Below are 26,161 nucleotides of genomic sequence, written 5' to 3'. Positions count from 1 at the left end.
GCTACCGCTTCCACTCCACCCAGTCGCGCATCAGGCGGTGGGCGATCGCCCCTTTCGGCGGCGAGGCCTTGCCTGTCGCGCTCGGGCGCTCCAGCATCTCGATCGTTTCCTCGCGGGTGAACCAGCGGCAATCCTCGAGCTCCGTCTCGTCGCGGCTGATCTCGGTCGATTTCGCCTCGGCGTAACAACCGATCATCAAGGAATGCGGCATCGGCCAGGGCTGCGAGGCATGATAGCGGATGCGGCCGGTGCGGATGCCCGATTCCTCCAGCGTTTCGCGGCGCACGGCGTTCTCGATGGTCTCGCCGGGCTCGACGAAGCCGGCCAGACAGGAATACATGCCGGGCGCGAAATGCGGACTGCGGCCGAGCAGGCAGAGGTCGCGCTGCTCGTCAACCGTCAGCATGATGACGACGGGGTCGGTGCGGGGGAAGATCACATGTTCGCAGGCGGTGCAGACGCGCTTATAGCCGCCGATGTGGATCTCCATCGCCGAGCCGCAGCGGCCGCAGAAGCGGTTATCGCCGTTCCAGCGGATGAGGCTTGCGGCCTGGGCGAATTCACCGAGCAACACCTCGTCGATCAGCATTTCGCGAAACAGGGTGCGGCCGTCTTCAGGCTTGTAATGGCTGGTGAGATCGTCGGCGTCGATGCCGACGGGAACGGCAAGGCGCGGCTCGCCGGTCTTGCGGTAGCCAAGAAGTATGGTCTCGTCCCAATCCGGCTGCAATTCCTGCAGTTCATAGCGGGCAAAGAGCGGATCGAGCACTTGGCCGTCGTGCTTCAGCACGAGCTTACCCCCCGCGAAGGCGAAGATATGGGTACCTTCCTTGGCCAGCGCCTTTTCGACGGATCGTTCATCGCGATGCTCGGAATCGCGATTGAGGTCGTTGGCGGCAAAGGCCGTGAGATTGCTGGGTTCCGGATGCGGCACATCCGAATCGAAAAGCGAATGACTCATGATGAAAGGGCTTCCCGCAGCTTCGCTGTAAATTCGTCTCTCTTTCCGTCCTCGTAGGGCTCCGCGCGCCCGAAGCCCCAGACGGGACCCGGCCAATTCGCATCGCCTTCGAAGCGGGCAATGACATGAACATGAAGCTGGCGGACGATATTGCCAAGAGCCCCGACATTGATTTTTGTCGCGCCGGTGATCTCCTTCAGCGCCTTGGCGACCAGCTCCGTCTCAAAGGCCAGCAGCACCTGGTCGAGCGGCGTCAGCTCGAAGATTTCGGTGATATCGGCCCGGCGCGGCACGAGTATGAGCCACGGCCAGCGGGCATCCCTCGACAATCTCAGATCGCAGAGACCGGTGACCATGATGCTGACGCTGTCGTTTTCCAGCCGAGGGTCGAGCGCGAAACCTTTCAAAGGGCATTCTCCTCATGTTTTCCAACGACTAGCAGTTTTTTTGCATGTTGGCTTGCTTTTGATGACGATATTGCCGATATGTGCATCCGGGAGGTTGGTGGTGGACGAGCCACTCGCCAACCGGGTCAGGTCCGGAAGGAAGCAGCCCTAACGAGCCCGGCACGGGTCATCGTGCCAGCCTCCCACCTTCTCTCCACGAAGTGCCCGACGATCCGGGCGACAAGCAGGGCGATGAGCGACACCGAGCGACAATCAAAAGATGCCGCCTCGACAGGCACCGGATACCGAGTGCTGGCTCGCAAATACCGCCCCAAGGATTTCACGGACCTGATGGTCGGCCAGGAGCCGATGGTCCGCACCCTCACCAACGCCTTCGAGACCGGCCGCATCGCGCAAGCCTACATGCTGACCGGCGTGCGCGGCGTCGGCAAGACGACGACGGCGCGTATCCTGGCGCGGGCGTTGAACTACAAAACATCAGAAATCGACAAGCCGACGATCGACCTTCGCACGCCCGGCGAGCACTGCCAGGCGATCATGGAAGGCCGGCATGTCGACGTGATCGAGATGGATGCCGCCTCACATACCGGTATCGACGATATCCGCGAGATCATCGAGCAGGTGCGCTACCGGCCGGTTTCGGCGCGCTACAAAGTCTATATCATCGACGAAGTGCACATGCTGTCGACGCAGGCCTTCAACGGCCTGTTGAAGACGTTGGAAGAGCCGCCGGAGCATGTGAAATTCATCTTCGCCACGACCGAAATCCGCAAGGTGCCGATCACCGTGCTGTCGCGCTGCCAGCGCTTCGACCTGCGCCGCATCAGCGCCTCAGATCTGGTCGGGCTGTTCACGACGATCGCAGCCAAGGAAGGCATCGAAGCGGAGCCGGACGCGCTGGCGATGATTGCGCGCGCTGCCGAAGGCTCGGCGCGCGACGGCCTGTCGCTGCTCGACCAGGCGATCGCCCATGGCGCGGGCGCCGTGCAGGCGGAAGCCGTGCGCGGCATGCTCGGCCTTGCCGATCGCGCCCGGATCGTCGATCTCTTCCAGCATATCGTCAAGGGCGATGTGGCCTCAGCCCTCGGCGAGTTCCAGAACCAGTACGAAGCCGGCGCCAACCCGGTGGTGGTGCTGACCGATCTTGCCGATTTCACCCATCTGGTGACGCGGCTGAAATATGTGCCGGATGCGGCAAACGATCCTTCGCTGAGCGAGGTCGAGCGCACCAAGGCGGCGGAATTTGCCAAGGGCGTTGCAGTGACGACGCTGTCGCGCATCTGGCAGATGCTGCTTAAGGGCATTCCGGAAACGGAAGGCTCGTCGCGAACGGCAGGGGCGGCCGAAATGGTGCTGATCCGGCTTGCGCATGCTGCGCATCTGCCCGCGCCCGAAGATGCGGCACGGCGGCTTGCCGAATTTTCCGACAATGCCGGCTCGCGGCCTTCCTCTCCGCCGTCCGGAAACGGCGGCGGCAACGGAACACGGGTTCCCTATCAGAGCAGTGTCGCAGCGCGCGCAGCCGAAACCGCGCCGAGCCAGCCACAGCCTTCCGCACCGGTGGCGATGCTGCGCGCCGTGCCGAGCAGCCAGCCCGAGACGATGCCTGTCGGCCGGATCGACCCGAAACCGGCGGTAACACCGAAGCCGCTCGTCCCGGTCAATTCGGTCAATGATATCGTCAACCTCGCCACCGAGAAACGCGATCCGAAGCTGAAGGCGATGGTGCGGGCCTTCGTGCGCCCTGTGCGGATCGAGCCCGGCCGGCTCGACGTCAGCCTGGCCCCCGGTGCGCCGACGACGCTGCTCAACGAGCTTGCCGTCAAATTGAAGGAATGGACGGACATCCATTGGATCGTCAGTCTCAGCCGCGACGAGGGCCAGCCGACGCTTGTCGAAGCGGAGGCCAGGACCCGGGAACAGAATGTGATCGACGCGCGCCAGGACCCTGACGTGGCGGCAATCCTGGCACATTTTCCCGGTGCTAAGATCATCGACGTGCGTGTGCGGGCGCCCGAGCCGGAGGAGGAAGGCGAGGCGACGCCGCCGGCCGCCGCCGAATCCGAGGAAGGCGACATCCTGCCGGGCGACGACATAGAATTCTGAGGTTTCAACAAGGAGCGAGACGATGCGCGACATCATGGGCATGATGGGCAAAGTCAAGGAAATGCAGGCCAAGATGGAGCAGATGCAGGCGGAGATCGCCGAGCTCACGGCCGAAGGCAAGGCGGGCGGCGGCCTCGTCGCCGTCGTCATTACGGGCAAAGGCGAGTTGAAGAGCCTGAAGATCGATCCGTCGCTGTTCAAGGAAGACGATGTCGAGATCCTCGAGGACCTGATCGTCGCCGCCCACAAGGACGCCAAGGACAAAGCCGAGGCGCTGGCCGCCGAAAAGACCAAGGCCCTGACCGCAGGCCTGCCGATCCCACCGGGCTTCAAGCTGCCATTCTGAGCAATCGCCGCGTATACTCAGGGCAGTCAATGCCCGGCTTGCAGCAAAGCTCGCAGCTTGTAGTGGATCGGTGAGGCGAGATACCGCGATTGGTCCGCCTCCGACAGTCGCCGGCCGAACGTTTTTATCAGCTCCGGCATCGTGACTTTCTCTCCCGCAAAGGGTCGATGATCCACAGGCATTCCAGCCTCGGCCACGCCGCCTCGGATGACGCGGCAGTAGATGCCGGGACGAGCGGCGGCAGTATAGCGTTTGACGAATTTCGGATCGGCCATCCTGGCTGCGAAGGTGGCGCAGGGAATGCGGCATGACGTGACTTCGAGGATGAGATCGCCGGCGACGAAGCGGTCACCGACAGCGACGTCGCGATTGTCGAGATCCGATATCACCATGTTCTCGCCGAAAGTACCGGGTTCATAAGGCCTGCCAAACTCGCTGCTCCACCAGTCGAGCGTCAGCGATCCCTCGATATAGACAGCCTGGTCGACGCCGCCATGATGTTTGCGGTTGCAGATCGCATCGCCGACCAGACCTTCGGCGTCGATCATGACCGCGCCGTTGACGGCGTGTTTGAAGATGCCGGTCTTGTCGCTCTTGCCCGGCAGTCTTTCCGGATTGCCGGTGCACAGCGCCAGGATTTTCATCGGATGGGCGATCCTTCCGCGATTCCGTTTTCGGTCCATATCAGTTAAGAACGGCGCATGGCAAAACGAGTCACCGGCCCCGAAATCGAAAAACTCATCCAGCTTCTGGCGAAGGTGCCGGGCCTTGGGCCGCGCTCGGCGCGCCGGGCGGCACTGCATCTGATCAAGAAGAAGGATCAGCTGCTCGGCCCGCTGTCGAATGCAATGGGCGAGGCCTATGACAAGGTGAAGATCTGCTCGCGCTGCGGCAATGTCGACACCGTCGATCCCTGCACCGTCTGCACCGACACGCAGCGCGATCAATCGATCATCATCGTCGTCGAGGACGTATCGGACCTCTGGGCGCTGGAGCGGGCAGGCGCGATGAACGCCGCCTATCACGTGCTCGGCGGCACGCTGTCGCCGCTCGACGGCATCGGGCCCGACGATCTCAACATTCGCGGCCTGATCGACCGGATCGGCGAAGGCGGCATCCGGGAACTGATTATCGCGGTCAATGCCACCGTCGAGGGACAGACGACCGCGCATTACATCACCGACCAGCTGCAGGGGCTGGACGTAAAGATCACCCGGCTGGCGCATGGCGTACCGGTCGGCGGCGAGCTCGACTATCTCGACGAGGGCACGCTCGCAGCGGCACTTCGGGCGCGGACGGTGATATAGGGAGGCTTGCGTATGTTGCACCACACCCCCCTCTGCCCTGCCGGACATCTCCCCCACAAGGGGGGAGATCAGCAAGTTGGACCGGCTTCGCGAAATTTTGACCGCTTGCCAGGCGACGGCGATCTGCAGCGTTTCATTAGGACGAGAGGCTGCTTTCAGCCGATCTCCCCCCTTGTGGGGGAGATGTCCGGCAGGACAGAGGGGGGTGTTCCACGACGGCTGCGGATACTCGCACTCGTGATAGCGACCGCCCTCCTCCCCCTCTCCGCCCACGCAGCCCCTTCGAAAGCCGATGTCGAGGCGCAGTTCGGAAAATGGGTGCAGAGCGACCTCTGGCCAGAAGCGAAGGCGAACGGCATTTCGGAAAAGGTCTTTCAAGCCGCTTTCTCCGGCATCACGCTGAACTGGAACTTGCCCGATCTCGCTCCGCCGGGTTTCCCGCCGCCGAAGGAGCAGAAGCAGACGCAGGCCGAATTTTCCTCGCCCGCTCCCTATTTCAACGAGGACCATCTGAAGCGACTTGCCGCAACCGGGCGCGGCTTTGCCGCCCAATACGGCTCGACGCTGAAACGGATCGAGAAGACCTATGGCGTGCCGGGTTCGATCGTGCTGGCCATCTGGGGCCGGGAGACCGGATTCGGTGCGGCGAAGATCCCGAATTCGGCGATCGAGGTGCTGGCGACCAAGGCCTTCATGTCGACGCGCAAGGAGATGTTCCGCACCGAACTGGTGGCCGCACTCCATATTCTCGACGGCGGCGACGTGACACCGGCCGATTTCAAGGGGTCGTGGGCCGGCGCGCTCGGGCAGCCGCAATTCATGCCGACGAGTTATCTGAAATATGCCGTCGATTTCGACGGCGACGGCCACCGCAATATCTGGACGTCAGTGCCCGATACGCTCGCCTCGATCGCCAATTTTCTGGTCAAGAAAGGCTGGCAGCGCGACCGCGACTGGGGCTTCGAGGTGTCGATACCGGAGGCGGTTTCCTGCGCGCAGGAGGGACCCGATCTGGCAAAGCCGCTGTCGCACTGGGCCTCGCTCGGCATCGACCGCATCTCCGGCAAGGGCTTTCCCTCAGGCGAGATGAAGGCTGAGGGCATGATGCTGGTGCCCGCCGGCCGCGACGGGCCGGAATTCATCGTCACGCCGAATTTCTACATCATCAAGGAATACAATAATTCCGATCTCTACGCGCTCTATATCGGCAATCTCGCCGACCGGATCGCCTATAATGGCGGCGCCTTCCAGGGCAGATGGGGCGATGTCGGCAAGATGCTGCGCTCGGACGTCGCCGCCATGCAGAAGACGCTGGAACGGCAGGGCTATGATGTCGGCGGCTCCGACGGTCTGCCGGGCTACAAGACCCGGCGTTCGATCGGCCAGTGGCAGGCAAAGAACGGCATGAAACCGACATGTTTTCCCGAGGCTGCGATGAAGGGCAAGCTGAAGTAACCGGCTTCAGAGAGTGCGTTTCAAACCCTCATGGCTGGCGACGAAACCGAGCCTCTGGTAGAAGCGGATCGCATCCCCACGCGTCTTGTCCGATGTCAGCTGCACGAGGCCGCAGCCACGCTCGGCGCATTGGGCGATCGCCCATTCGATGAATTGCGCGCCGAGGCCAGAGCCGCGAAGATCGCTTGCGACACGCACGCTTTCGATCTGGCCGCGCCACATGCCCGTCCTCGAAAGGCCGGGAACAAAGCTCAGCTGCAAACAGCCGACGACCCGATCGTCCGCATCGGTTGCGACGGCCAGAAGCTGATTGGCATCAGCCTCGATCGCCGCAAAGGCCGAGAGATAACGCGCGTCGACAGGATCCGAAACGACCTCCCTGCTGCCGCCGAGATCGTCATCGGCCAGAAGCCGGACGATGGCGGCAAGATCGGATTGGCGGGCGAGCCTGAATCTACACATGCTTGATCTCTGCATAGTGGTCTCAATGATGCAGGTCGATCGGCGCCTTGTGGAAGACGTCGTCGCCCCGTGGAATGGCCTGGCGTTCGATCATGCGGTGGACATGCAGCGGACCCTCGCCGCGGTGAAGCGCACGCAGCCTGTCGGTGTTTTCGGCATCGGCCTGCGTGCGCCGCTGGTTGTGTCTGATATATTCGACCCAGGTCGGCGTGTGGTAGCTTTCGGTCCACATGCTGGGATATTCGAGATCACGCATCAGCGCCCAGTTGCGGGCGCCGTCGCGGATGCGGATACGGCGGCGTTCGCCCATCAACTCCATGAACTCGGCCAGGTCGTCATCTCCGATCTCGTAATCGACCTGGATGACGATCGGGCCGCTGCGCGGTGTGATGTCGAGACTGAGGGCCGGTTCGGTGAAGCGGTTCAGCGGGTCGAGATTGAGCGAGGCGAAGGCCGGCATCGAAAAACGCAGGCCGATGGCGATGCCGAGCAGCATGACGACGGATGACATCAGCAGCGCATCGGCGACGCCGTAGCGATCGGCGGCGACGCCCCACAGCCAGCTGCCGCCGGCAATGCCGCCGAAGGTGACGGTCTGGTAGAGAGACAGTGCCCGGCCGACCACCCAGCGCGGCGTCGAAAGCTGGACGATGGTGTTGAACAGCGAAAGTGCGGAGACCCAGCAGGCGCCGGAGACGAGCAGCCCGGCGGAGGTCAGGACGGCACTCGGGCTGAAGGCTGCGATGACCGCGCTCAGCGCGAAGCCGGCAAAGGACAGGCGGACGATCATCTCGCTGGAAAGCACCTGGCGGAGCCTGGCATTCAGCACGGCACCGCCGATCGCGCCGATGCCGAAGGCGCCGAGCATGAAACCATAGGTCAGCGGGCCGCCGGCAACCAGATCGAGGGCGACAACAGGCAGCAGCGCCAGGATCGAGCTGGCGCCGATGCCGAAGAGCAGCCCCCTGACGAGGACCTTTTCGAGATTGGGCGACATCGAGACGTAACGCAGGCCGGCGAAGATGGCGCTGCCGAGCGCCTCCCGCGGCAGGGTCGAGACGGGCGCGGCTGGCCGCCAGCGCAACAGGGCATAGATCAAGGCGAGGTAACTCAGCGTGTTAACCGCGAAAGCCGCGGCCGCACCGGCAGCGGCGACGATGACGCCGCCGATTGCCGGGCCGACGCTGCGGGTGATGTTGAAACCCATGCTGTTCAACGTGACCGCACCCGGCAGGTCGGCACGCGGCACCATGTCGCCGACCGAGGCCTGCCAGGAGGGATTGTTGAGCGCGGTGCCGCAGCCGATCAGGAAGGTGAAGAAGAGCAGCAGCCAGGGCGTGATCCAGCCGAGCAGTGCCGAGGCCGTCAGCAGCGCCGAGACGGTGAGCATCATGCACTGCGCCGTCAGCATCACCCGGCGGCGGTCATAATTGTCGGCCAGCGCACCCGATATCAGCGAAAACAACATGATCGGCAGCGCCGTCGAGGTCTGTACCAGCGCAACCATGTCCTCCGACGCGGTGATCGTCGTCATCATCCAGGCGGCGCCGACCGCCTGGATCAGGCCGCCGAAATTCGAGGAAAGGCTCGCGAACCAGATGGTGCGGTAGGTATCGTGCCGCAAAGGCGCCAATGTCGACGAAGTGTAGGCCACGATTTCTCCGCTTTTGTTATTGCGCGCCAACGGCAATATATGCGCAAGACCGGCGCTGGCCATAGGCCTGGTCACGTCACCGGAGCGAATCGGCCGAATCTGTCGCAGACCTTGCAATTTCGGAAAAACCCGACTATATGCCTCTCAAATTCTTGATCGCTTGATGAAGAGTGGGCCGCAAGGACCCGCTCTTTTTTATTACCGTGATCGCTTAAACAGCATGAAATTGCGAGGAGCGCACCGCTTGTCGGACATGACAAACGCAGACAACGAACTTGAGCCGCGGCTGATTACTGAAACCGGGCTCGACCAGCGTCTTGCCGATATCATCGAACCCGTTCTCGTCGGCATTGGCTTTAGGCTTATCCGCGTCCGGATGCTGAACCAGAACGGCGCGACGATGCAGGTTATGGCCGAACGCAACGACGGCACGATGTCGGTTCAGGATTGCGAAGAAGTCTCGATGGCGATTTCTCCCGTCCTCGATGTGGAAGATCCGATCGATAAAGAGTATCATCTGGAGGTGTCTTCGCCCGGCATCGACCGTCCGATGGTGCGGAAATCCGATTTCGTCCGCTGGCAGGGCCACCTTGTGAAATGCGAGACGTCGATCTTGATCGACAATCGCAAGCGCTTCCGCGGCAAGATCGTCGAAGCAGGCGCAGATGGTTTCACGCTCGAGCGTGACCAGGTTGCCTATGGGGAAGAGCAGAAGGTCACCATTCCCTTCACGGCGCTTAGCGATGCGAAGCTCATTCTGACCGACGACCTGATCCGCGATGCGTTGCGGGCCGACAAGCTGGCGAAAGCCCAGGCCGCCAACCAGAACGAAGCGGACGACCAGGAATAACCGATCAACAGACCGCTCCAGGGACGGGAACCCTGGAGTAAAGACGGAGAAACAAGACAATGGCAGTCAGTGCGAACCGGCTCGAACTTCTGCAGATCGCAGATGCAGTGGCGCGCGAAAAAGTCATCGACCGCGAGATCGTGCTGGCCGCAATGGCCGATGCCATCCAGAAGGCGGCACGCTCCCGTTACGGCACCGAGTCGAACATCCGGGCCGACATCAACCCGAAGACCGGCGAAATCCGCCTGCAGCGCCTGCTCGAAGTCGTCGAGAAGGCCGAGGATTATTCGACGCAGATCCCGCTGGAGCTGGCCCGCGACCGCAACCCGGACGCCGCACTCGGCGATTTCATCGCCGACCCGCTGCCGCCGATGGATTTCGGCCGCATCGCCGCACAGTCGGCCAAGCAGGTGATCGTCCAGAAGGTCCGCGAAGCCGAGCGTGACCGCCAGTTCGACGAATTCAAGGATCGCGTCGGCGAAATCGTCAACGGTACCGTCAAGCGCGTCGAATACGGCAACGTCATCGTCGATCTCGGCCGTGGCGAAGGCATCATCCGCCGCGACGAAATGATCCCGCGCGAAAACGTCCGCTATGGCGATCGCGTCCGTGCATACGTCTATGATGTCCGTCGCGAGCAGCGCGGCCCGCAGATCTTCCTGTCGCGCACGCATCCGCAGTTCATGGTGAAGCTGTTCACCATGGAAGTGCCGGAGATTTACGACGGCATCATCCAGGTGAAGTCGGTCGCCCGCGATCCGGGTTCGCGCGCCAAGATCGCGGTGATCTCGAACGACAGCTCGATCGATCCGGTCGGCGCCTGCGTCGGTATGCGCGGTTCGCGCGTCCAGGCCGTCGTCGGCGAACTCCAGGGCGAGAAGATCGACATCATCCCGTGGAGCCAAGACCCGGCGACCTTCGTCGTCAACGCCCTGCAGCCGGCCGAAGTCGCCAAGGTCGTTCTCGACGAGGATGCCGAGCGTATCGAAGTCGTCGTTCCCGACGAGCAGCTGTCGCTTGCGATTGGCCGCCGCGGCCAGAACGTCCGCCTCGCCTCGCAGCTGACCGGCTGGGATATCGACATCATGACGGAGGCCGAGGAATCGGAGCGCCGCCAGAAGGAATTCAACGAGCGCACCAACCTGTTCATGGATTCGCTCGATGTCGACGAGATGGTCGGCCAAGTTCTGGCTTCGGAAGGTTTTGCCGCGGTTGAAGAACTGGCTTATGTCGATCTCGACGAAATCTCTTCGATCGACGGTTTCGACGAGGAGACGGCGCAGGAAATCCAGCAGCGTGCCCGCGAATTCCTCGAGCGTCTCGAAGCCGAGATGGACGAGAAGCGCAAGGCGCTCGGTGTTCAGGACGAACTGCGTGAGATCAACGGCATGACCGCCCAGATGATGGTGGCGCTCGGCGAAGATGGCATCAAGACGATCGAGGACTTTGCCGGCTGCGCTGCCGACGATCTCGTCGGCTGGTCGGAACGCAAGAACGGTGAAACGAAGAAGTTCGAAGGGCTGTTCTCGAAGTTTGACGTCTCGCGCGTCGAAGCAGAACAGATGATCGTCCAGGCCCGCCTTTCGGCCGGCTGGATCACGCAAGAGGACCTGGCGAAGGGGACCGAAGAAGAGGTCACCGAAGCCGAACAAGAAGCATGATGACCGCGCATGAACCGGACGCTCCTCTCGAGGACGACGATCTTGCAGGTTATGACGTGAACGGACGCATGTGCATCGTGACGCGCGAAAGCGGATCGCCGGAAGAGCTGATCCGCTTCGTCGCCGCTCCCGATGGAACAGTTGTCGCCGATCTGAAGCGCGAGCTTCCGGGACGCGGATGCTGGGTGAAGATCGACCGGTCGCTGGTCGACAGGGCGGTGGCAAAGAAGCTCTTTGCCCGCGCGCTGAAGACGGATGTAAAGGCGGCGGACGATCTCGGCGCCAATGTCGACCGGCTGCTGGCGGCGCAATTGATGCAGATGATGAACATGGCGCGGAAAGCCGGCCAGTTCGTCAGCGGGTCCTCGAAAGTGGATGCCGCGGTCAGAAGTGGAGCAGCCCTTGCGGTGTTCCACGCGACTGGTGCAGCGGACGACGGCGTCCGGAAAATCGACCAGGCCCGCAAGGCCTGGCACCTCGGAATGGAGACCGAGGAGGAGATACCTTCCTTCCGTCTCTTCTCGGAGAGCGAAATGGAAGGCCTGATGGGCCAGAATGCTTTTATCCATGCCGCAGTGCTTGCAGGGCAGGCGGGTGAAGGTGTAGTGAAGCGCGCAAAGATGCTCGAACAGTACCGTAATGGCGGTCAGTCCCGGGCAGCGGGCGGCGCTGGCCGGCAAAAACAATGAGACGGTCACCGGCATCGGCCGGTCCCATTCTCATTGATCGACAGTATTGAACGACAGGGTCTGATCTAGTCATCGCTCCCTGTCCGAAGGAACGGGAACGAATGACCGATAGTAACGACGACAAGACAATCAGCGTAGCGGGCAAAAAGACACTCACCCTGAAACCATCGGGGATGAGCCAGGGTACCGTTCGCCAGGATATGGGTCGAGGCCGCACCAAGGCGGTCGTCGTCGAGACCCGTAAGCGGCGCCCGATGCGCCCGGAAGATGAAAAGCCGATCACACCCGTCGCTCCGGCGGCCCCCGTCCGCGCAGCCGAACCGGCGCCCGCACCCGTGCAGGCACGTCCGCAGCAGCCGGCTCCGCGGGTTCAGCAGGGCAACAACAACCAGACGAACCAGCGTCCGCAGCCGCCGCGCCAGAACGATCGTCCGCGCCCGGTGGTGCTGAACCATCTGTCGCCGGAAGAGATGGACGCCCGCCGCCGCGCGCTTGCCGACTCCCAGGCGCGTGACGCCCAGGATGCGATCCGCCGCGCCGAGGAAGAAAAGCGCCGTGCCGCCGAAGAGGTTGTCCGCAAGGCAGCCGAAGCGGAGGAAGCTGCCCGCCGGGCTGCTGAAGAGGCTATCCGGCAGGCTGAAGCACCCACTGTTGCCGAACCGGCAGCCGCAGAACCGGCTGCGGCCGAAGCACGCTCCGACGCGCCACGGCCGCAGCAGCCCGCATCGTCGGCACCGGCCGCACGCCGGCCCGATGCGGCTGGAGCACCTGTTGCCCGTCCGGCACCCGGCGCTGCCGTCCCCGGCGCCGTTCGCGGCCGTCGCGACGAAAAGGAAGAAGACGATCGTGGCGCAGCGCGCAGCGGCCCGGTCCGTGGCCGCGTCGTGCGCCCGGAACCGGCAAAGCCGGTCACGACTCGTCCGAAGACGGATGAAGAGCGCCGTCGCGGCAAGTTGACGATCACCACCGCCAACGTCGACGGCGAGGACAATGCCCGCGGTCGTTCGCTCTCCGCGATGCGTCGCCGGCAGGAGAAGTTCCGCCGCGGTCAGATGCAGGAAACCCGCGAGAAGATCTCCCGCGAAGTGGTTCTGCCCGAGACCATCACCATTCAGGAACTGTCGCAGCGCATGTCCGAACGCGCCGTCGACGTCATCAAGTACCTGATGAAGGAAGGCCAGATGATGAAGCCGGGCGACGTCATCGACGCCGACCTTGCCGAACTCATCGCCGGCGAATTCGGCCATACGGTCAGGCGCGTGTCGGAATCCGACGTCGAACTCGGCATCTTCAACGTGTCCGACGACGATGGCGAACTGGTTTCGCGCCCGCCCGTCGTTACCATCATGGGCCATGTCGACCACGGCAAGACCTCGCTGCTCGACGCCATCCGCCATGCCAACGTGGTCTCCGGCGAAGCCGGCGGCATCACCCAGCATATCGGTGCCTACCAGGTGGAGCAGAACGGCCAGAAGATCACCTTCATCGATACGCCCGGCCACGCCGCCTTCACGGCAATGCGTGCCCGCGGTGCGCAGGCGACCGACATCGCGATCCTGGTCGTCGCAGCCGACGACAGCGTGATGCCGCAGACGATCGAATCGATCAACCACGCCAAGGCGGCCGGTGTTCCGATCATCGTGGCGATCAACAAGGTCGACAAGCACGAGGCCGATCCGCAGAAGGTCCGCAACCAGCTGCTGCAGCACGAAGTCTTCGTGGAATCCATGGGCGGCGAAGTGCTTGACGTCGAGGTTTCGGCCAAGACCGGCAAGAACCTCGACAAGCTGCTCGAGGCGATCCTCCTGCAGGCGGAAATTCTCGATCTCAAGGCCAATGCGAACCGGACCGCGGAAGGCACTGTCATCGAAGCCCAACTCGATCGTGGCCGTGGTTCGGTCGCGACCGTGCTCGTCCAGAAGGGCACACTGCGTCCGGGCCAGATCATCGTCGCCGGCGACGTCTGGGGCCGCGTGCGCGCTCTCGTTACCGACAAGGGTGACCATGTGAAGGAGGCTGGTCCGGCAACGCCGGTCGAGGTTCTCGGTCTGTCCGGCACGCCGCAGGCCGGCGACAAGTTCGCCGTCGTCGAAAGCGAAAGCCGCGCCCGCGAAATCTCGGAATATCGTCAGCGTCTGGCCCGCGACAAGGCGGCCGCCCGCCAGTCGGGACAGCGCGGTTCGCTGGAACAGATGATGATGCAGCGCCAGAGCGTCGGCATCAAGGAGTTCCCGCTGGTCATCAAGGGTGACGTGCAGGGCTCGATCGAAGCGATTGCCGGCGCACTGGAGAAGCTCGGCACCGACGAGGTTCGCGCCCGCATCGTCCATTCGGGCGCCGGCGGCATCACCGAGTCGGATATCTCGCTCGCCGAAGCCTCGAACGCGGCCATCATCGGCTTCAATGTTCGTGCGAATACGCAGGCACGCCAGTTCGCCGAGCGCGAAGGCATCGAAATCCGCTACTACAACATCATCTACGACCTCGTGGATGACGTGAAGGCAGCGATGTCGGGTCTCTTGTCTCCGGAACGGCGCGAAACCTTCATCGGCAACGCCGAGATCCTCGAGGTGTTCAACATCACCAAGGTCGGCAAGGTCGCAGGCTGCCGTGTCGTCGAAGGCAAGGTCGAACGTGGTGCAGGCGTCCGCCTCATCCGCAACGACGTTGTCGTTCACGAAGGCAAGCTCAAGACGCTCAAGCGCTTCAAGGACGAAGTGTCCGAAGTGCCGATGGGTCAGGAATGCGGCATGGCCTTCGAAAACTACGAAGACATGCGCGCCGGCGACGTCATCGAGTGCTTCCGCGTCGAGCATATCACGCGCACGCTCTAAACTGCTGCGCCTGAACTTTTTCGAACGCCATCCGCCAGCCGGCGGATGGCGTTCGAGCATCTGGCGACTTGACCTTTTGGAACAAAAGAGTCATGGACGCTCTTCTTTGACGGGTTCGATTCCCAGCCGCATCGGCAAATAGAGATAACAATGACCAGAGCAACTTCTTCCGCGCCTTCGCAGCGCATGCTGCGCGTTGGCGAACAGGTTCGCGCCGCTATCACCCAGGTGCTGCAGCGCGGCGAGGTGCGCGACGACGTCATCGAGGCGACCGTGATCTCGATCTCGGAAGTGCGCATGTCGCCGGACCTCAAGATCGCCACCGCCTATGTGACGCCGCTCGGCGTTTCAGATCACAGCATCGTCATCGAAGCATTGAACCGCAATGCGAGGTTTATCCGCGGCCGGCTCGGGCAGCAGCTTCGGCAGATGAAATACATGCCGGAGGTGCGCTTCCGCGACGATACCAGCTTCGACAATTACAAGAAGATCGACGAGCTGCTGCGTTCGCCCGAGGTGAGCCGCGACCTCGACGGCGACAATGACGAACAATAAACAGAAGAGACGCATGTCCAAACCACGCAAACCCAAGGGCCGGCCGATTTCCGGCTGGCTGATCCTCGACAAGCCGGTGGATTTCGGCTCGACGGAAGCCGTTTCCAAGATCAAGTGGCTCTATAAGGCTGAGAAGGTCGGTCACGCCGGCACGCTCGATCCGCTCGCCTCCGGCATGCTGCCGATCGCGCTCGGCGACGCGACGAAGACCGTTCCCTACGTGATGGACGGCCGCAAGATCTATGAGTTCACGGTGAGCTGGGGCGAGCAGCGGGCGACCGACGATCTCGAGGGTGAAGTGACTGAGAGCTCGGACAAGCGCCCGAGCGAACAGCAGATCCGCGATATTCTGCCTGGATATATCGGCACCATCAGCCAGGTGCCGCCGCAGTTTTCCGCGATCAAGATAGCGGGCGAACGTGCCTATGATCTGGCGCGCGAAGGCGAGACCGTCGAAATCCCCTCGCGTGAGGTCGATATCTTCCGGCTGACCTTGATTGCCTGCCCGGACGCCAATACCGCGCATTTCGAAGTGGAATGCGGCAAGGGCACCTATGTCAGGGCGCTGGCGCGCGATTTCGGCCGCGAGCTCGGCTGCTACGGCCACGTGTCCGGGCTGCGGCGCATCTTCGTCGCGCCCTTCGCGGAAGAGGCCATGGTGCCGCTCGCAGATCTCGTGTCACTGGAGGCGATCGAGGACATGGACGAGCGGCTGGCGGCCCTCGACGCGCTGCTGATCGACACCTGCGAGGCGCTTTCGTCCCTGCCCCATCTCGTCATCAACGACGACCAGGCGCACCGGCTGAAGATGGGCAACCCGATCCTGGTGCGTGGCCGCGATGCGCCGATTGCCGAAAGCGAAGCCTATGCGACGGCCCGCGGCAGGCTGATCGCGATCGGCGAGATCGGCCAGGGCGAGTTTCGCCCGAAGCGGGTTTTCGCCTGAACCTGTTTGGGTTTGTGACAACGACAGAGATTGTCAGCCGCCAGCAATGAGATATTTTCCCTGTCGGGCCATGGCGGCCCGACAGGGGGAACACTATGCGCGGAAATGTTATCGCAATCCTGATGTTCTTTTCGATGTTGCTTGCCGCCGCCGGCGCTCAATCCGCCGAGCGCTGGGCCGAGCTTCCGGCCTTTCCTTCGATGCCGGTGGCAAAGACGAGCGGCATGGCCGATGTGAACGACATCAAGATGTATTACGCCGAATATGGCGAAGGCGAGCCGATTCTCTTCATCCATGGCGGTCTTGGAAATGCAGACGTCTGGGGTCACCAGGTCGCCGATTTTGCGAGGGATCATCGGGTCATCGTTGCCGACAGCCGCGGACATGGGCGCTCGACGCGCAGCCAGCAGCCCTTCGGTTACGACCTGATGACGTCTGACTACGTCGCGCTTCTCGATTATCTGAAGATCGACAAGGTGACGCTTGTGGGATGGTCGGACGGCGGCATCATCGGCATCGACATGGCGATGAAACATCCGGAGAAGCTGACGCGCGTCATTGCCCAGGCGGCCAACGTCACGACCGACGGCGTCAAGGCTGACGTCTTGAACAACAAGACCTTCAACGACTACATCAACGTCGCTGGCGAATATTACAGGAAGCTGTCGCCGACGCCGAACGAATACGACGCCTTCGTCACCCAGATCTCCGAGATGTGGGCGACCCAGCCGGCCTGGACGGCGGCGGATCTTGGAAAGATCTCGGTGCCGGTCACGCTTGCCATCGGCGACCATGATGAGGCCGTAAAGCTCGACCATACGGAGATGATGGCGAAAGTCATTCCGGGCGCCAAGCTGGTGATCCTGAAAGACGCCAGCCATTTCGCCATGTTGCAGGATCCCATGGGTTACGATGCGATGATCCGGGACGCCATGGCGGGCCGCTGAAAACCGCTGCAGGAGCTCCCCTCTTTCCATCGCGGCTTATTTGGTTTATAGGCAGCGCCAGCGTCAGGTTTGCCTGCTCGCATTCACGGCCAAAGCTGGACGACATCCCGGCTTTTGGCGACTTTATCTCCTCCTCTTAGAAAGGATCACCCGATGTCGATCACTGCTGAGCGCAAGTCTGCGCTGATCAAGGAATATGCGACCGTTGAAGGCGATACCGGTTCTCCGGAAGTCCAGGTCGCGATCCTGACCGAACGCATCAACAACCTGACCGAACACTTCAAGGACCACAAGAAGGATAACCATTCCCGCCGTGGCCTGCTGACGATGGTTTCGAGCCGCCGCTCGCTTCTTGATTATCTCAAGAAGAAGGATGAAGGCCGCTATTCCAAGCTGATCACCAGCCTGGGTATCCGCCGCTAAGATTGTCCGGCGGGCGCTTTCCAAGCGCCCGCCGGATGTGTTTCGGGACGACGTTCCCGATGGAATATTCCAGCCGCGCCCTATCTTCTAAGCGGTGGAAAGACCGGCAGACCCGGATGGGCCGGATCTGCCAAACCAACCGTTGACCTGTCATGGGGCAGGATTGCCGGATGCTTTCGGCCAAGGCTTGTCAACGAGCTTTGGCCCGGTTTCTCAGGAATGCCTGAGGAAACCGAGGATGAAAAGCCTCCCGTTGTCTTGCCCGTGATACGTCACATTGATTGCGGTCGACTGTGCGCTGCGCCTTGATATCGGCGATGGCGCGTGCTCCCGCATTGAAGGACAAGACATGTTTGATACACACACAGTCGAAATCGAGTGGGCCGGCCGCCCGCTGAAGCTCGAAACCGGCAAGATCGCCCGTCAGGCCGACGGCGCGGTTCTCGCCACCTACGGCGAAACCGTCGTCCTCGCCACTGTCGTCTCGGCCAAGGCGCCGAAGGCCGGCCAGGACTTCTTTCCGCTCACCGTCAACTACCAGGAAAAGACCTATGCGGCCGGCAAGATTCCCGGCGGCTATTTCAAGCGCGAAGGCCGTCCGAGCGAAAAGGAAACCCTGGTTTCCCGCCTGATCGACCGCCCGATCCGCCCGCTCTTCCCGGAAGGCTACAAGAACGACACGCAGGTCGTCGTTACCGTTATCCAGCATGACCTCGAAAACGACCCGGACATCTTGTCGATGGTCGCGACCTCGGCTGCGCTGACGCTCTCCGGCGTTCCCTTCATGGGCCCGGTCGGCGGTGCACGCGTCGGTTACATCAACGGCGAATACGTTCTTAACCCGCATCTCGACGAGATGGACGAATCGAGCCTCGACCTCGTCGTCGCCGGCACCTACGACGCCGTGCTGATGGTGGAATCCGAAGCCAAGGAACTCAACGAAGACGTCATGCTCGGCGCCGTCATGTTCGGCCACAGGGGCTTCCAGCCGGTTCTCGATGCGATCATCAAGCTCGCCGAAGTGGCCGCCAAGGAGCCGCGCGACTTCCAGCCGGCAGACTACTCCGCTCTCGAAACCGAGATGCTCGGCCTTGCCGAAGGTGAACTTCGCGAAGCCTACAAGATCACCCAGAAGGCCGACCGCTACGCCGCCGTCGACGCCGTCAAGGCGAAGGTGAAGGCACACTTCCTCCCCGAGGAAGGCGAAGCCCGGTACACGGCCGAAGAAGTCGGCGCGATCTTCAAGCATCTGCAGGCGAAGATCGTCCGCTGGAACATCCTCGACACCAAGAGCCGTATCGACGGCCGCAACCTCGAAACCGTCCGTCCGATCGTTTCAGAAGTCGGTCTTCTGCCGCGCACCCACGGTTCGGCGCTGTTCACCCGCGGCGAAACCCAGGCGATCGTCGTTGCGACCCTCGGCACCGGCGAAGACGAGCAGTATGTCGACAGCCTGACGGGCATGTACAAGGAGCGCTTCCTGCTCCATTACAACTTCCCTCCCTACTCGGTTGGTGAAACCGGCCGCATGGGCTCCCCGGGTCGCCGCGAAATCGGCCACGGCAAGCTCGCATGGCGCGCGATCCGTCCGATGCTGCCGACCGTTGAGCAGTTCCCCTACACGCTGCGCGTCGTCTCCGAGATCACCGAGTCGAATGGCTCGTCCTCGATGGCGACCGTCTGCGGTACCTCACTCGCTCTGATGGACGCCGGCGTTCCGCTGGCAAAGCCGGTTGCCGGTATCGCCATGGGTCTGATCCTGGAAGGCGATCGCTTCGCTGTCCTTTCCGACATTCTCGGTGATGAAGACCACCTCGGCGACATGGACTTCAAGGTCGCCGGTACCGCCGACGGCATCACCTCGCTGCAGATGGACATCAAGATCACCGGTATCACCGAAGAGATCATGAAGGTCGCCCTTGGCCAGGCCCAGGGCGGTCGCGTCCACATCCTCGGTGAAATGTCCAAGGCCATCACCGAAAGCCGCGGCCAGCTCGGCGAATTCGCTCCGCGCATCGAAGTCATGAACATCCCGGTCGACAAGATCCGTGAAGTCATCGGCTCCGGCGGCAAGGTCATTCGCGAAATCGTCGAAAAGACCGGCGCGAAGATCAACATCGAAGACGACGGCACCGTCAAGATCGCCTCGTCCTCCGGCAAAGAGATCGAAGCGGCCCGCAAGTGGATCCACTCGATCGTCGCCGAACCTGAGATCGGCCAGATCTACGAAGGCACGGTCGTCAAGACCGCCGACTTCGGCGCCTTCGTCAACTTCTTCGGCGCCCGCGACGGTCTTGTCCACATCTCGCAGCTCGCTTCCGAGCGTGTTGCCAAGACCCAGGACGTCGTCAAGGAAGGCGACAAGGTCTGGGTCAAGCTGCTCGGCTTCGACGAACGCGGCAAGGTTCGCCTGTCGATGAAGGTCGTAGACCAGGCCACCGGCCAGGAAATTGCGAACGAGAAGAAGAAGGAAGAAGCGGCCGAATAAGCCGCCTTCCAGATTCAAGACCGGGCGCGGGAATGCTTCCGCGCCCTTTTTGTATCCTAAAGCGCGGCGCGATCTTTCAGATCGCAGATTCAAAGTGATAGAGCGTCCTTAGCGCGTCTGAAAAGACGCGTGGCGCTCTAGCCGCACTTCAGGCCTTTGGTTTTGCGCATGTCGTGCTCGCAAAACCGCTGAACACTTTTGCGCGACATGCTTTAAGACGAGACGAGACCATGAGCAGCGAGACGCTGAAGACCCTGTTCCATCCCTTTGCCAGCGGCACAGTCGCGGCGCCCGGCGAAGGCGAGCGCGTGCTCTTCCTCGGCGCCGAGGCAGGCTTTGCGCTGCCGGAAGGCTTTGCCGCCTCGCTCAGCGCCGTCCAGGGCTTCCGGCCGCTCTACCGGCAGCTGCTGGCGCAGCGAATCGAAGCGAAGCCGGAGATCGACGGCGAGGACTACGATGCGGCTCTAGTGCTCTGCACCAAGCACAAGGGCGAGAACGAGGCCAATCTCGCCGCCGCTATCGCCCGCACGCGGCTCGGCGGCCTGATCGTCGTTGCCGGCGCCAAGGAAGACGGCATCCAGCCGTTGCGCAAGCGGATGGAAGGTTTCAATCTCGCAGTCGACCATATGCCGAAATATCACGGCGTTGCCTTCTGGTTCGGCCGGCCGGCGGATGCAGACGAGATCATTTCCAAGCTGGCAAAGGCGCCGGTACGCGTCGACGGCCGCTTCAATGCAACCGCCGGCATGTTCTCGCATGACCGCATCGATGCCGGATCGGAGCTGCTCGCCTCGCGCCTGCCTGAGGATTTCACCGGCGATGTTGCGGATTTCGGCGCCGGCTGGGGCTATCTTTCCGTCGAGATGGCGCAGAAGTCGCGTGGACTGACCCGCCTCGACCTCTACGAGGCCGATCACGCGGCTCTGGAGGCTGCCAAGGGTAATCTGGCCAAGAACTGCCCGAACGCGCCTGCACGCTTCTTCTGGCACGATCTGGCTGGCGAGCCGGTCAAGGACAAATACGACCTCGTCATCATGAACCCGCCCTTCCATGAGGGCCACGCAGCCGAGCCGGCGCTCGGCCAGGCAATGATCAAGACTGCCGCATCCGCCCTTCGCGGCGGCGGCCGCCTGATGCTCGTCGCCAATCGCGGCCTGCCCTACGAGCCGGTTCTGGCGGCGAATTTCAGGGAAAGCGGCGAAACCTGCCGTAACGCACGCTTCAAGGTTCTCTGGGCGAAGAAATAGGCTTACGCGGCTTCGACGCCGATCCTATCATCGAACAACAAAAAGGCCGTGCGCATCATCTGCGCACGGCCTTTGAGTTTCAATCGAATAGCGTTTACTCGATGTCAGCCCTGCGCAGCGTTTCCAGTGTCGGCATCGAGGTGACGTTGAAGCCGGCGTCGACGAAGTGGATTTCGCCGGTGACGCCGGAGGAAAGGTCGGAGAGCAGGTAGAGAGCCGAGCTGCCGACCTGATCGATGGTGACGGCCTTGCGCAGCGGCGCATTGCGCTGGTTCCAAGAGAGGATCGCGCGTGCATCGGAGATGCCGGCGCCGGCAAGCGTGCGGATCGGGCCGGCGGAAATGGCATTGACGCGGATGCCGCGCGGGCCGTAGTCGGCGGCGAGATAGCGCACCGAAGCCTCGAGCGCTGCCTTGGCAACCCCCATGACGTTGTAGTTCGGGATGACGCGCGTCGAGCCATTGTAGGTCAGCGTCAGCATCGAACCACCATCTTCCATCAACGGAGCGCAGCGCTTGGCGATCTCGGTGAAGGAGAAACAGGAAATGACCATGGTCCGGCTGAAATTCTCACGCGTCGTATCGGCGTAGAGACCCTTCAGCTCGTTCTTGTCGGAAAAGCCGATGGCATGAACGATGAAATCGAGCTTGCCCCAGCGCTCGCTTATCGCGTCGACCACGGCATCGACCGAGGCGACGTCCTCGACGTCGCAGGGCAGGACGAAATCCGAGCCGACCTCGGCAGCAAGCGGCCTGACGCGCTTGCCGAGCGCATCGCCCTGATAGGTGAAGGCGAGTTCCGCACCCTGTGCGGCGAGAGCTTTTGAAATCCCCCAGGCGATCGAGTGGTTGTTGGCGACGCCCATGACGAGCCCGCGCTTACCCTGCATGATTCCCGTCATATTATTATCCGTTATAGCGCTGGAAGACCAGCGTGGCGTTGGTTCCGCCGAAGCCAAAGGAATTGGAGAGGGCAATGTCGATCTTCGCGTCGTCGATGCGCTTGCGCACAATCGGGACACCTTCGAATTCGGGATCGAGCTCGGTGATATGGGCGCTTTCGCCGATGAAGCCTTGCTGCATCATCAGCAGGGAATAGATCGATTCCTGCACGCCGGCAGCGCCAAGCGAATGGCCGGTCAGCGACTTAGTCGACTGGATATGCGGGATCTTCGAGCCGAATACCTCACGGATCGCACCGATTTCCTTGCTGTCGCCGACCGGCGTCGATGTGCCGTGGGTGTTGACATAATCGACATCGCCTTTGACGGTGGCGAGCGCCTGGCGCATGCAGCGGATAGCGCCTTCGCCCGACGGAGCGACCATGTCGTAGCCGTCCGAGGTTGCGCCGTAGCCGACGATCTCGGCATAGATCTTGGCACCGCGGGCCTTGGCGCGCTCCAGTTCCTCGAGCACCAGCACGCCGGCGCCGCCGGCGATGACGAAACCGTCGCGGTTGACGTCATAGGCGCGCGAGGCGCTGTCCGGTGTGTCGTTATATTTGGAGGACATGGCGCCCATGGCGTCGAAGAGGTTGGACATCGTCCAGTCGAGATCCTCGTGGCCGCCGGCGAACATCACGTCCTGCTTGCCCCACTGGATCATCTCGGCGGCGTTGCCGATGCAATGCGCCGAGGTCGAGCAGGCCGACGAGATCGAATAATTGACGCCGTGGATCTTGAACCAGGTGGCGAGCGTGGCCGATGCGGTCGAGGACATCGCCTTCGGCACGGCGAAGGGGCCGATGCGCTTCGGGCTGTTGTTCTTCACGGTGATCTCGGCAGCTTCGATCAGGGTGCGGGTGGACGGACCGCCGGAGCCCATGATGATGCCGGTACGCTCGTTCTGAGCGTAGTCTTTCTCTTCCAGGCCGGAATCGGCAAGTGCCTGTTTCATGGCCACATGGTTCCAGGCGCCGCCCTGCGACAGGAAACGCATGGCGCGGCGGTCGACCAGTTCGGCAAGTTCCGCCGAACCGAGCTTCGGACTGCCCCAGACCTGGCACTTGAACCCGTGTTCGGCGAAATCGCTCGAAAAGGAGATACCCGACTTTGCCAGCCGCAAGGATTCGGTGACTTCGGCCGCGTCGTTTCCGATCGAGGACACGACACCCAGACCCGTGACAACTACCCGTCTCATCTGATCAAACCTTTGTTGTTTTCGTCAGCCGCTCGAAATGCGGTTTCAGGCCGTCTTGTCTTTCGATAGACCGACGCGAAGGTCGGCCGCCTGGTATATGGTCTCGCCGTCCGCCTTTAGCCAGCCGTCGGCCGTGCCGAGGACCAGACGGCCGCGCATGACACGCTTGAAGTCGATGCCATATTCGATCAGCTTCGTCTGCGGCCGGACCATGCCCTTGAATTTCACTTCGCCTGTTGAAAGCGCCATGCCGCGGCCTTGCTCGCCGAGCCAACCCAGATAAAAACCGGTCAGCTGCCACATGCCGTCGAGACCGAGGCAGCCCGGCATGATCGGATTGCCTTCGAAATGACAGGGAAAATACCAGTCGTCGGGGCGCACGTCATATTCCGCCCGGAGGTAGCCCTTATCGAAGGTGCCACCCGTTTCGGAAATCTCCGTTATGCGGTGAACCATCAGCATGGGCGGCAGGGGCAGCTGCGCATTGCCGGGGCCGAACAGCTCGCCGTGCGCGCAAGCGATGAGTTCGTCATACGAGAAGCTGGACTGTCTGGTCGTCATGAAGTTTCTTTTTCCCCCCGCGTCAAGCCGATGGATGTGAACGTGTAGTCCAGGTTCTTCAGAAAATGAAGCACAAGCAAGGCAGCTTCATTCATCGCCCCGGACCAGGCTTGCACCATTATTTGGTGGTCGCATACAGGAAGGCTAGAGCCGGGACCAGACCTATTTGCGTCAAAAGCCCGTTTTTGCCGCGTTTATCAGGCTCCCGTCGCCATTGAACTATTGAAAGGCTCCGATGCAAAAGTTATACCGCTTAAAGAAACATGATTGCTTTATGCCAGAATAACCGGAGTTGGTTTTGATGACGGGTGCACTCCCGATCGCAATAGAGGTAAGGCTGCGCGGTGCGGGCCTGCGCCCCACCCGCCAGCGCGTCGCCCTCGGCGACCTCCTGTTTGCCAAGGGCGACCGGCATTTGACCGTCGAGGAACTGCATGAAGAGGCGGTTGCCGCCGGCGTGCCGGTGTCCTTGGCAACGGTCTACAACACGCTGCACCAGTTCACGGAAGCCGGTCTCATCCGCGTTCTCGCCGTCGAGAGCGCCAAGACCTATTTCGACACCAATATTTCAGACCATCACCATTTCTTCGTCGAAGGCGAGAACGAGGTTCTCGACATTCCCGTCAGCAACCTGACGATCGCCAATCTGCCGGAACCACCCGAAGGCATGGAGATCGCCCATGTCGACGTGGTGATCCGCCTGCGGGCAAAGCAGGGCTGACGATCCCGCTTCACATGACATCGTCGGGGTGCCGGCCAGGCTGATGCTTGTAGGTCGGGAAGGTCCAGCCGAACCACAGGGCTCCGCCGCGCACGGCAAAGGCTGCGACAACGCCGCAGGCCGACGCCAGATAGAGCTGCATTCCCAGCGCATTCGCGGCGGTAAACACGCCGGCGCCAATGAGTGCGGCGGTGACATAGATTTCCGGCCTCAACAGCACGGAGGGCTCGTTTGCCATCAGATCGCGCAGGATGCCGCCGAAAGTCGCCGTCAGCGTGCCGGTGACGATCGCAATTGTGGGCGAACCGGTGGCGGCGAGGCCCTTGGCAGCGCCGAGCACGCAATAGGCGGCCAGGCCGATCGCATCGAGCCAGATCAGCAGTCGATAGCGCGATTCCAGCAGGTGGGCGGTGAAGAAAACGATGATCCCCATGATACAGCAGACGAGGATATAGGCGGGGTTCAGCACCCAGAAGACCGGCACGCGGCCGAGCACGATGTCGCGCACGGTACCGCCGCCCGTTCCCGTCACCATGGCGAAAAACAAAAAGCCGATCAGGTCCAGTTGCTTGCGCGAGGCGGCGAGCGCGCCTGTCGCGGCAAACAGCGCGATGCCGGCATAATCGAGATAGACGAGCAGAGACATGCGAGCCCCGGGACCGGCGGAAAGTCAGAGCATGATGCCGAAAAGTGTGAGCGGTTTTCGGACGACATCATGCTCTTACTCTTGAATTGAGAACAGGATTCAGATTTTAGGCCAACTAGGCCTAAAATCATCCTGTTCTCGGGAATCAATCACGGCGGCAAGGGCGGCGCAAGGCGGCGCGGCCATAAAGCTGATGTCTTTGATTTAATGCATGTCGCCCAAAACCGCTGCACAGTTTTGGGCGACATGCATTGGGAGCCTTTATCCAAAGAGGAAAGCCGTGAAAACGCTGGTGCTCGCCGTTCTGAATATCGTCCTGCTGCTTGCCATGCCGGCCGTCGCCCTCAGTCAGCAATCGCTGATATCCGACCCTGAGATCTACGAGAAGAAACATTTCCAGCAGCAGTGCAAGACGGCCGAATTTGCCGACGGCTTCATCATCCGGCAGGACATCAACAATGACGGCCTGATTGATGCGGTGGTCAACGAGGGCCAGTTGACCTGCGACGGGCAGAAGGGGCCGCAATGCAATGACGACGGCTGTACCTATAATTTCTACCTGCAGGTTGCCGAAGGCGGTTATTTCATGATCGCAACGGCACAGATCTATGGCTACGATTTCGTCCAGCGCTTCGGCAACATGGTGCTGGCGATGAAGATGCATCCGCGCTTCTGCGACCGCACCGAAGGTGATCCCTGCACCGTGACGGCACGCGTCCGCGGCACGAAATTCGTCACCATCTCGAAGAAATAGCTC

The 26,161-nt window shown here is 62.0% G+C and carries 25 protein-coding genes and 1 other RNA gene; 17 read left to right on the top strand and 9 right to left on the bottom strand.

Features of this window, described 5'->3' with window-relative positions:
* Position 1 precedes the first annotated feature (1 nt).
* Both nudC and N2600_RS23015 read right to left on the bottom strand, forming a co-directional pair.
* Positions 2 to 961, bottom strand: coding sequence for an NAD(+) diphosphatase (gene nudC, locus N2600_RS23020; RefSeq protein WP_162115582.1), 960 nt, complete (start codon positions 959 to 961; stop codon positions 2 to 4).
* Positions 958 to 1,368 carry an HIT domain-containing protein gene (locus N2600_RS23015; RefSeq protein ID WP_024323174.1) on the bottom strand — a complete coding sequence of 137 codons (411 nt, stop codon included), beginning with the start codon at positions 1,366 to 1,368 and terminating at the stop codon, positions 958 to 960. Before N2600_RS23015 ends, nudC begins: the two co-directional genes overlap by 4 nt.
* 89 nt (positions 1,369 to 1,457) lie before the next feature.
* Here N2600_RS23015 and ffs point away from each other — a divergent pair.
* The 3 genes from ffs to N2600_RS23000 all read left to right on the top strand — a co-directional run bounded on the left by ffs (position 1,458) and on the right by N2600_RS23000 (position 3,820).
* An RNA gene (gene ffs, locus N2600_RS23010) (signal recognition particle sRNA small type) lies at positions 1,458 to 1,554 on the top strand.
* Between the two features lie 45 nt (positions 1,555 to 1,599).
* Positions 1,600 to 3,474 carry a DNA polymerase III subunit gamma/tau gene (locus N2600_RS23005; RefSeq protein WP_222385668.1) on the top strand — a complete coding sequence of 625 codons (1,875 nt, stop codon included), beginning with the start codon at positions 1,600 to 1,602 and terminating at the stop codon, positions 3,472 to 3,474.
* Positions 3,475 to 3,496: 22 nt separating this feature from the next.
* Positions 3,497 to 3,820: a YbaB/EbfC family nucleoid-associated protein gene (locus tag N2600_RS23000; RefSeq protein WP_003544342.1), complete on the top strand. Its 324-nt coding sequence runs from the start codon at positions 3,497 to 3,499 to the stop codon at positions 3,818 to 3,820.
* Between the two features lie 26 nt (positions 3,821 to 3,846).
* On the opposite strand, the gene N2600_RS22995 is transcribed toward N2600_RS23000, so the two are convergent.
* A complete protein-coding gene (locus N2600_RS22995; protein ID WP_222292010.1) occupies positions 3,847 to 4,464 on the bottom strand; it encodes an MOSC domain-containing protein in 618 nt (205 codons plus the stop codon).
* A gap of 57 nt (positions 4,465 to 4,521) precedes the next feature.
* Between N2600_RS22995 and recR the strand changes: the two genes are divergently transcribed.
* Both recR and N2600_RS22985 read left to right on the top strand, forming a co-directional pair.
* Positions 4,522 to 5,127 carry a recombination mediator RecR gene (recR, locus tag N2600_RS22990; RefSeq protein WP_003571213.1) on the top strand — a complete coding sequence of 202 codons (606 nt, stop codon included), beginning with the start codon at positions 4,522 to 4,524 and terminating at the stop codon, positions 5,125 to 5,127.
* A gap of 183 nt (positions 5,128 to 5,310) precedes the next feature.
* Positions 5,311 to 6,582 carry a lytic murein transglycosylase gene (locus N2600_RS22985; protein WP_260297482.1) on the top strand — a complete coding sequence of 424 codons (1,272 nt, stop codon included), beginning with the start codon at positions 5,311 to 5,313 and terminating at the stop codon, positions 6,580 to 6,582.
* A 6-nt stretch (positions 6,583 to 6,588) separates the two neighbouring features.
* On the opposite strand, the gene N2600_RS22980 is transcribed toward N2600_RS22985, so the two are convergent.
* Entirely contained in the window at positions 6,589 to 7,044 is a 456-nt protein-coding gene (locus N2600_RS22980; protein ID WP_170262730.1) for a GNAT family N-acetyltransferase, read from the bottom strand.
* A 22-nt stretch (positions 7,045 to 7,066) separates the two neighbouring features.
* Positions 7,067 to 8,698: an MFS transporter gene (locus N2600_RS22975; protein ID WP_260297480.1), complete on the bottom strand. Its 1,632-nt coding sequence runs from the start codon at positions 8,696 to 8,698 to the stop codon at positions 7,067 to 7,069.
* A gap of 244 nt (positions 8,699 to 8,942) precedes the next feature.
* Between N2600_RS22975 and rimP the strand changes: the two genes are divergently transcribed.
* The 10 genes from rimP to N2600_RS22925 all read left to right on the top strand — a co-directional run bounded on the left by rimP (position 8,943) and on the right by N2600_RS22925 (position 21,338).
* A complete protein-coding gene (gene rimP / locus N2600_RS22970) occupies positions 8,943 to 9,548 on the top strand; it encodes a ribosome maturation factor RimP (RefSeq protein ID WP_162115621.1) in 606 nt (201 codons plus the stop codon).
* Between the two features lie 59 nt (positions 9,549 to 9,607).
* On the top strand, positions 9,608 to 11,209 hold the full coding sequence (gene nusA, locus N2600_RS22965; protein WP_003555785.1) for a transcription termination factor NusA: 1,602 nt from the start codon (positions 9,608 to 9,610) through the stop codon (positions 11,207 to 11,209).
* A complete protein-coding gene (locus tag N2600_RS22960; RefSeq protein ID WP_170257477.1) occupies positions 11,206 to 11,898 on the top strand; it encodes an RNA-binding protein in 693 nt (230 codons plus the stop codon). Before nusA ends, N2600_RS22960 begins: the two co-directional genes overlap by 4 nt.
* A 101-nt stretch (positions 11,899 to 11,999) precedes the next feature.
* Positions 12,000 to 14,732, top strand: coding sequence for a translation initiation factor IF-2 (gene infB, locus N2600_RS22955; protein ID WP_260297478.1), 2,733 nt, complete (start codon positions 12,000 to 12,002; stop codon positions 14,730 to 14,732).
* A gap of 150 nt (positions 14,733 to 14,882) precedes the next feature.
* Positions 14,883 to 15,287 carry a 30S ribosome-binding factor RbfA gene (gene rbfA, locus N2600_RS22950; protein ID WP_017966457.1) on the top strand — a complete coding sequence of 135 codons (405 nt, stop codon included), beginning with the start codon at positions 14,883 to 14,885 and terminating at the stop codon, positions 15,285 to 15,287.
* 13 nt (positions 15,288 to 15,300) lie between these two features.
* Positions 15,301 to 16,233 carry a tRNA pseudouridine(55) synthase TruB gene (gene truB, locus N2600_RS22945; protein WP_222385671.1) on the top strand — a complete coding sequence of 311 codons (933 nt, stop codon included), beginning with the start codon at positions 15,301 to 15,303 and terminating at the stop codon, positions 16,231 to 16,233.
* 95 nt (positions 16,234 to 16,328) lie between these two features.
* On the top strand, positions 16,329 to 17,180 hold the full coding sequence (locus N2600_RS22940) for an alpha/beta fold hydrolase (RefSeq protein ID WP_222385672.1): 852 nt from the start codon (positions 16,329 to 16,331) through the stop codon (positions 17,178 to 17,180).
* 153 nt (positions 17,181 to 17,333) lie between these two features.
* Entirely contained in the window at positions 17,334 to 17,603 is a 270-nt protein-coding gene (gene rpsO, locus N2600_RS22935) for a 30S ribosomal protein S15 (protein WP_003544317.1), read from the top strand.
* A gap of 349 nt (positions 17,604 to 17,952) precedes the next feature.
* On the top strand, positions 17,953 to 20,091 hold the full coding sequence (pnp, locus tag N2600_RS22930; protein WP_026154380.1) for a polyribonucleotide nucleotidyltransferase: 2,139 nt from the start codon (positions 17,953 to 17,955) through the stop codon (positions 20,089 to 20,091).
* Between the two features lie 230 nt (positions 20,092 to 20,321).
* Complete coding sequence (locus N2600_RS22925) at positions 20,322 to 21,338, top strand: class I SAM-dependent methyltransferase (protein WP_017966453.1); 1,017 nt, start codon at positions 20,322 to 20,324, stop codon at positions 21,336 to 21,338.
* Between the two features lie 94 nt (positions 21,339 to 21,432).
* On the opposite strand, the gene fabI is transcribed toward N2600_RS22925, so the two are convergent.
* Genes fabI through fabA form a run of 3 tightly spaced genes read right to left on the bottom strand, consistent with a single transcriptional unit; the run spans position 21,433 to position 24,037 of the window.
* Entirely contained in the window at positions 21,433 to 22,239 is an 807-nt protein-coding gene (fabI, locus tag N2600_RS22920; RefSeq protein WP_162115592.1) for an enoyl-ACP reductase FabI, read from the bottom strand.
* A gap of 4 nt (positions 22,240 to 22,243) precedes the next feature.
* Entirely contained in the window at positions 22,244 to 23,476 is a 1,233-nt protein-coding gene (gene fabB / locus N2600_RS22915; RefSeq protein WP_170262723.1) for a beta-ketoacyl-ACP synthase I, read from the bottom strand.
* 45 nt (positions 23,477 to 23,521) lie between these two features.
* Positions 23,522 to 24,037: a 3-hydroxyacyl-[acyl-carrier-protein] dehydratase FabA gene (gene fabA, locus N2600_RS22910; protein ID WP_170262722.1), complete on the bottom strand. Its 516-nt coding sequence runs from the start codon at positions 24,035 to 24,037 to the stop codon at positions 23,522 to 23,524.
* Positions 24,038 to 24,338: 301 nt separating this feature from the next.
* Between fabA and irrA the strand changes: the two genes are divergently transcribed.
* Positions 24,339 to 24,758 (top strand): iron response transcriptional regulator IrrA, encoded by a 420-nt coding sequence (gene irrA / locus N2600_RS22905; protein ID WP_012759643.1) that lies wholly within the window; start codon positions 24,339 to 24,341, stop codon positions 24,756 to 24,758.
* A 10-nt stretch (positions 24,759 to 24,768) separates the two neighbouring features.
* On the opposite strand, the gene N2600_RS22900 is transcribed toward irrA, so the two are convergent.
* Complete coding sequence (locus tag N2600_RS22900) at positions 24,769 to 25,404, bottom strand: trimeric intracellular cation channel family protein (RefSeq protein ID WP_017966448.1); 636 nt, start codon at positions 25,402 to 25,404, stop codon at positions 24,769 to 24,771.
* 280 nt (positions 25,405 to 25,684) lie between these two features.
* On the opposite strand from N2600_RS22900, the gene N2600_RS22895 reads away from it, so the two are divergent.
* Positions 25,685 to 26,158, top strand: a complete 474-nt coding sequence (locus tag N2600_RS22895) for a hypothetical protein (RefSeq protein ID WP_017966447.1) — start codon at positions 25,685 to 25,687, stop codon at positions 26,156 to 26,158.
* The last annotated feature ends 3 nt before the right edge of the window (positions 26,159 to 26,161 follow it).

This window comes from Rhizobium sp. WSM1274, assembly GCF_025200775.1.
In the GTDB taxonomy this organism is placed as follows: Bacteria; Pseudomonadota; Alphaproteobacteria; order Rhizobiales; family Rhizobiaceae; genus Rhizobium; species Rhizobium leguminosarum_I.
This window is presented reverse-complemented; position numbering and strand designations above follow the sequence as displayed.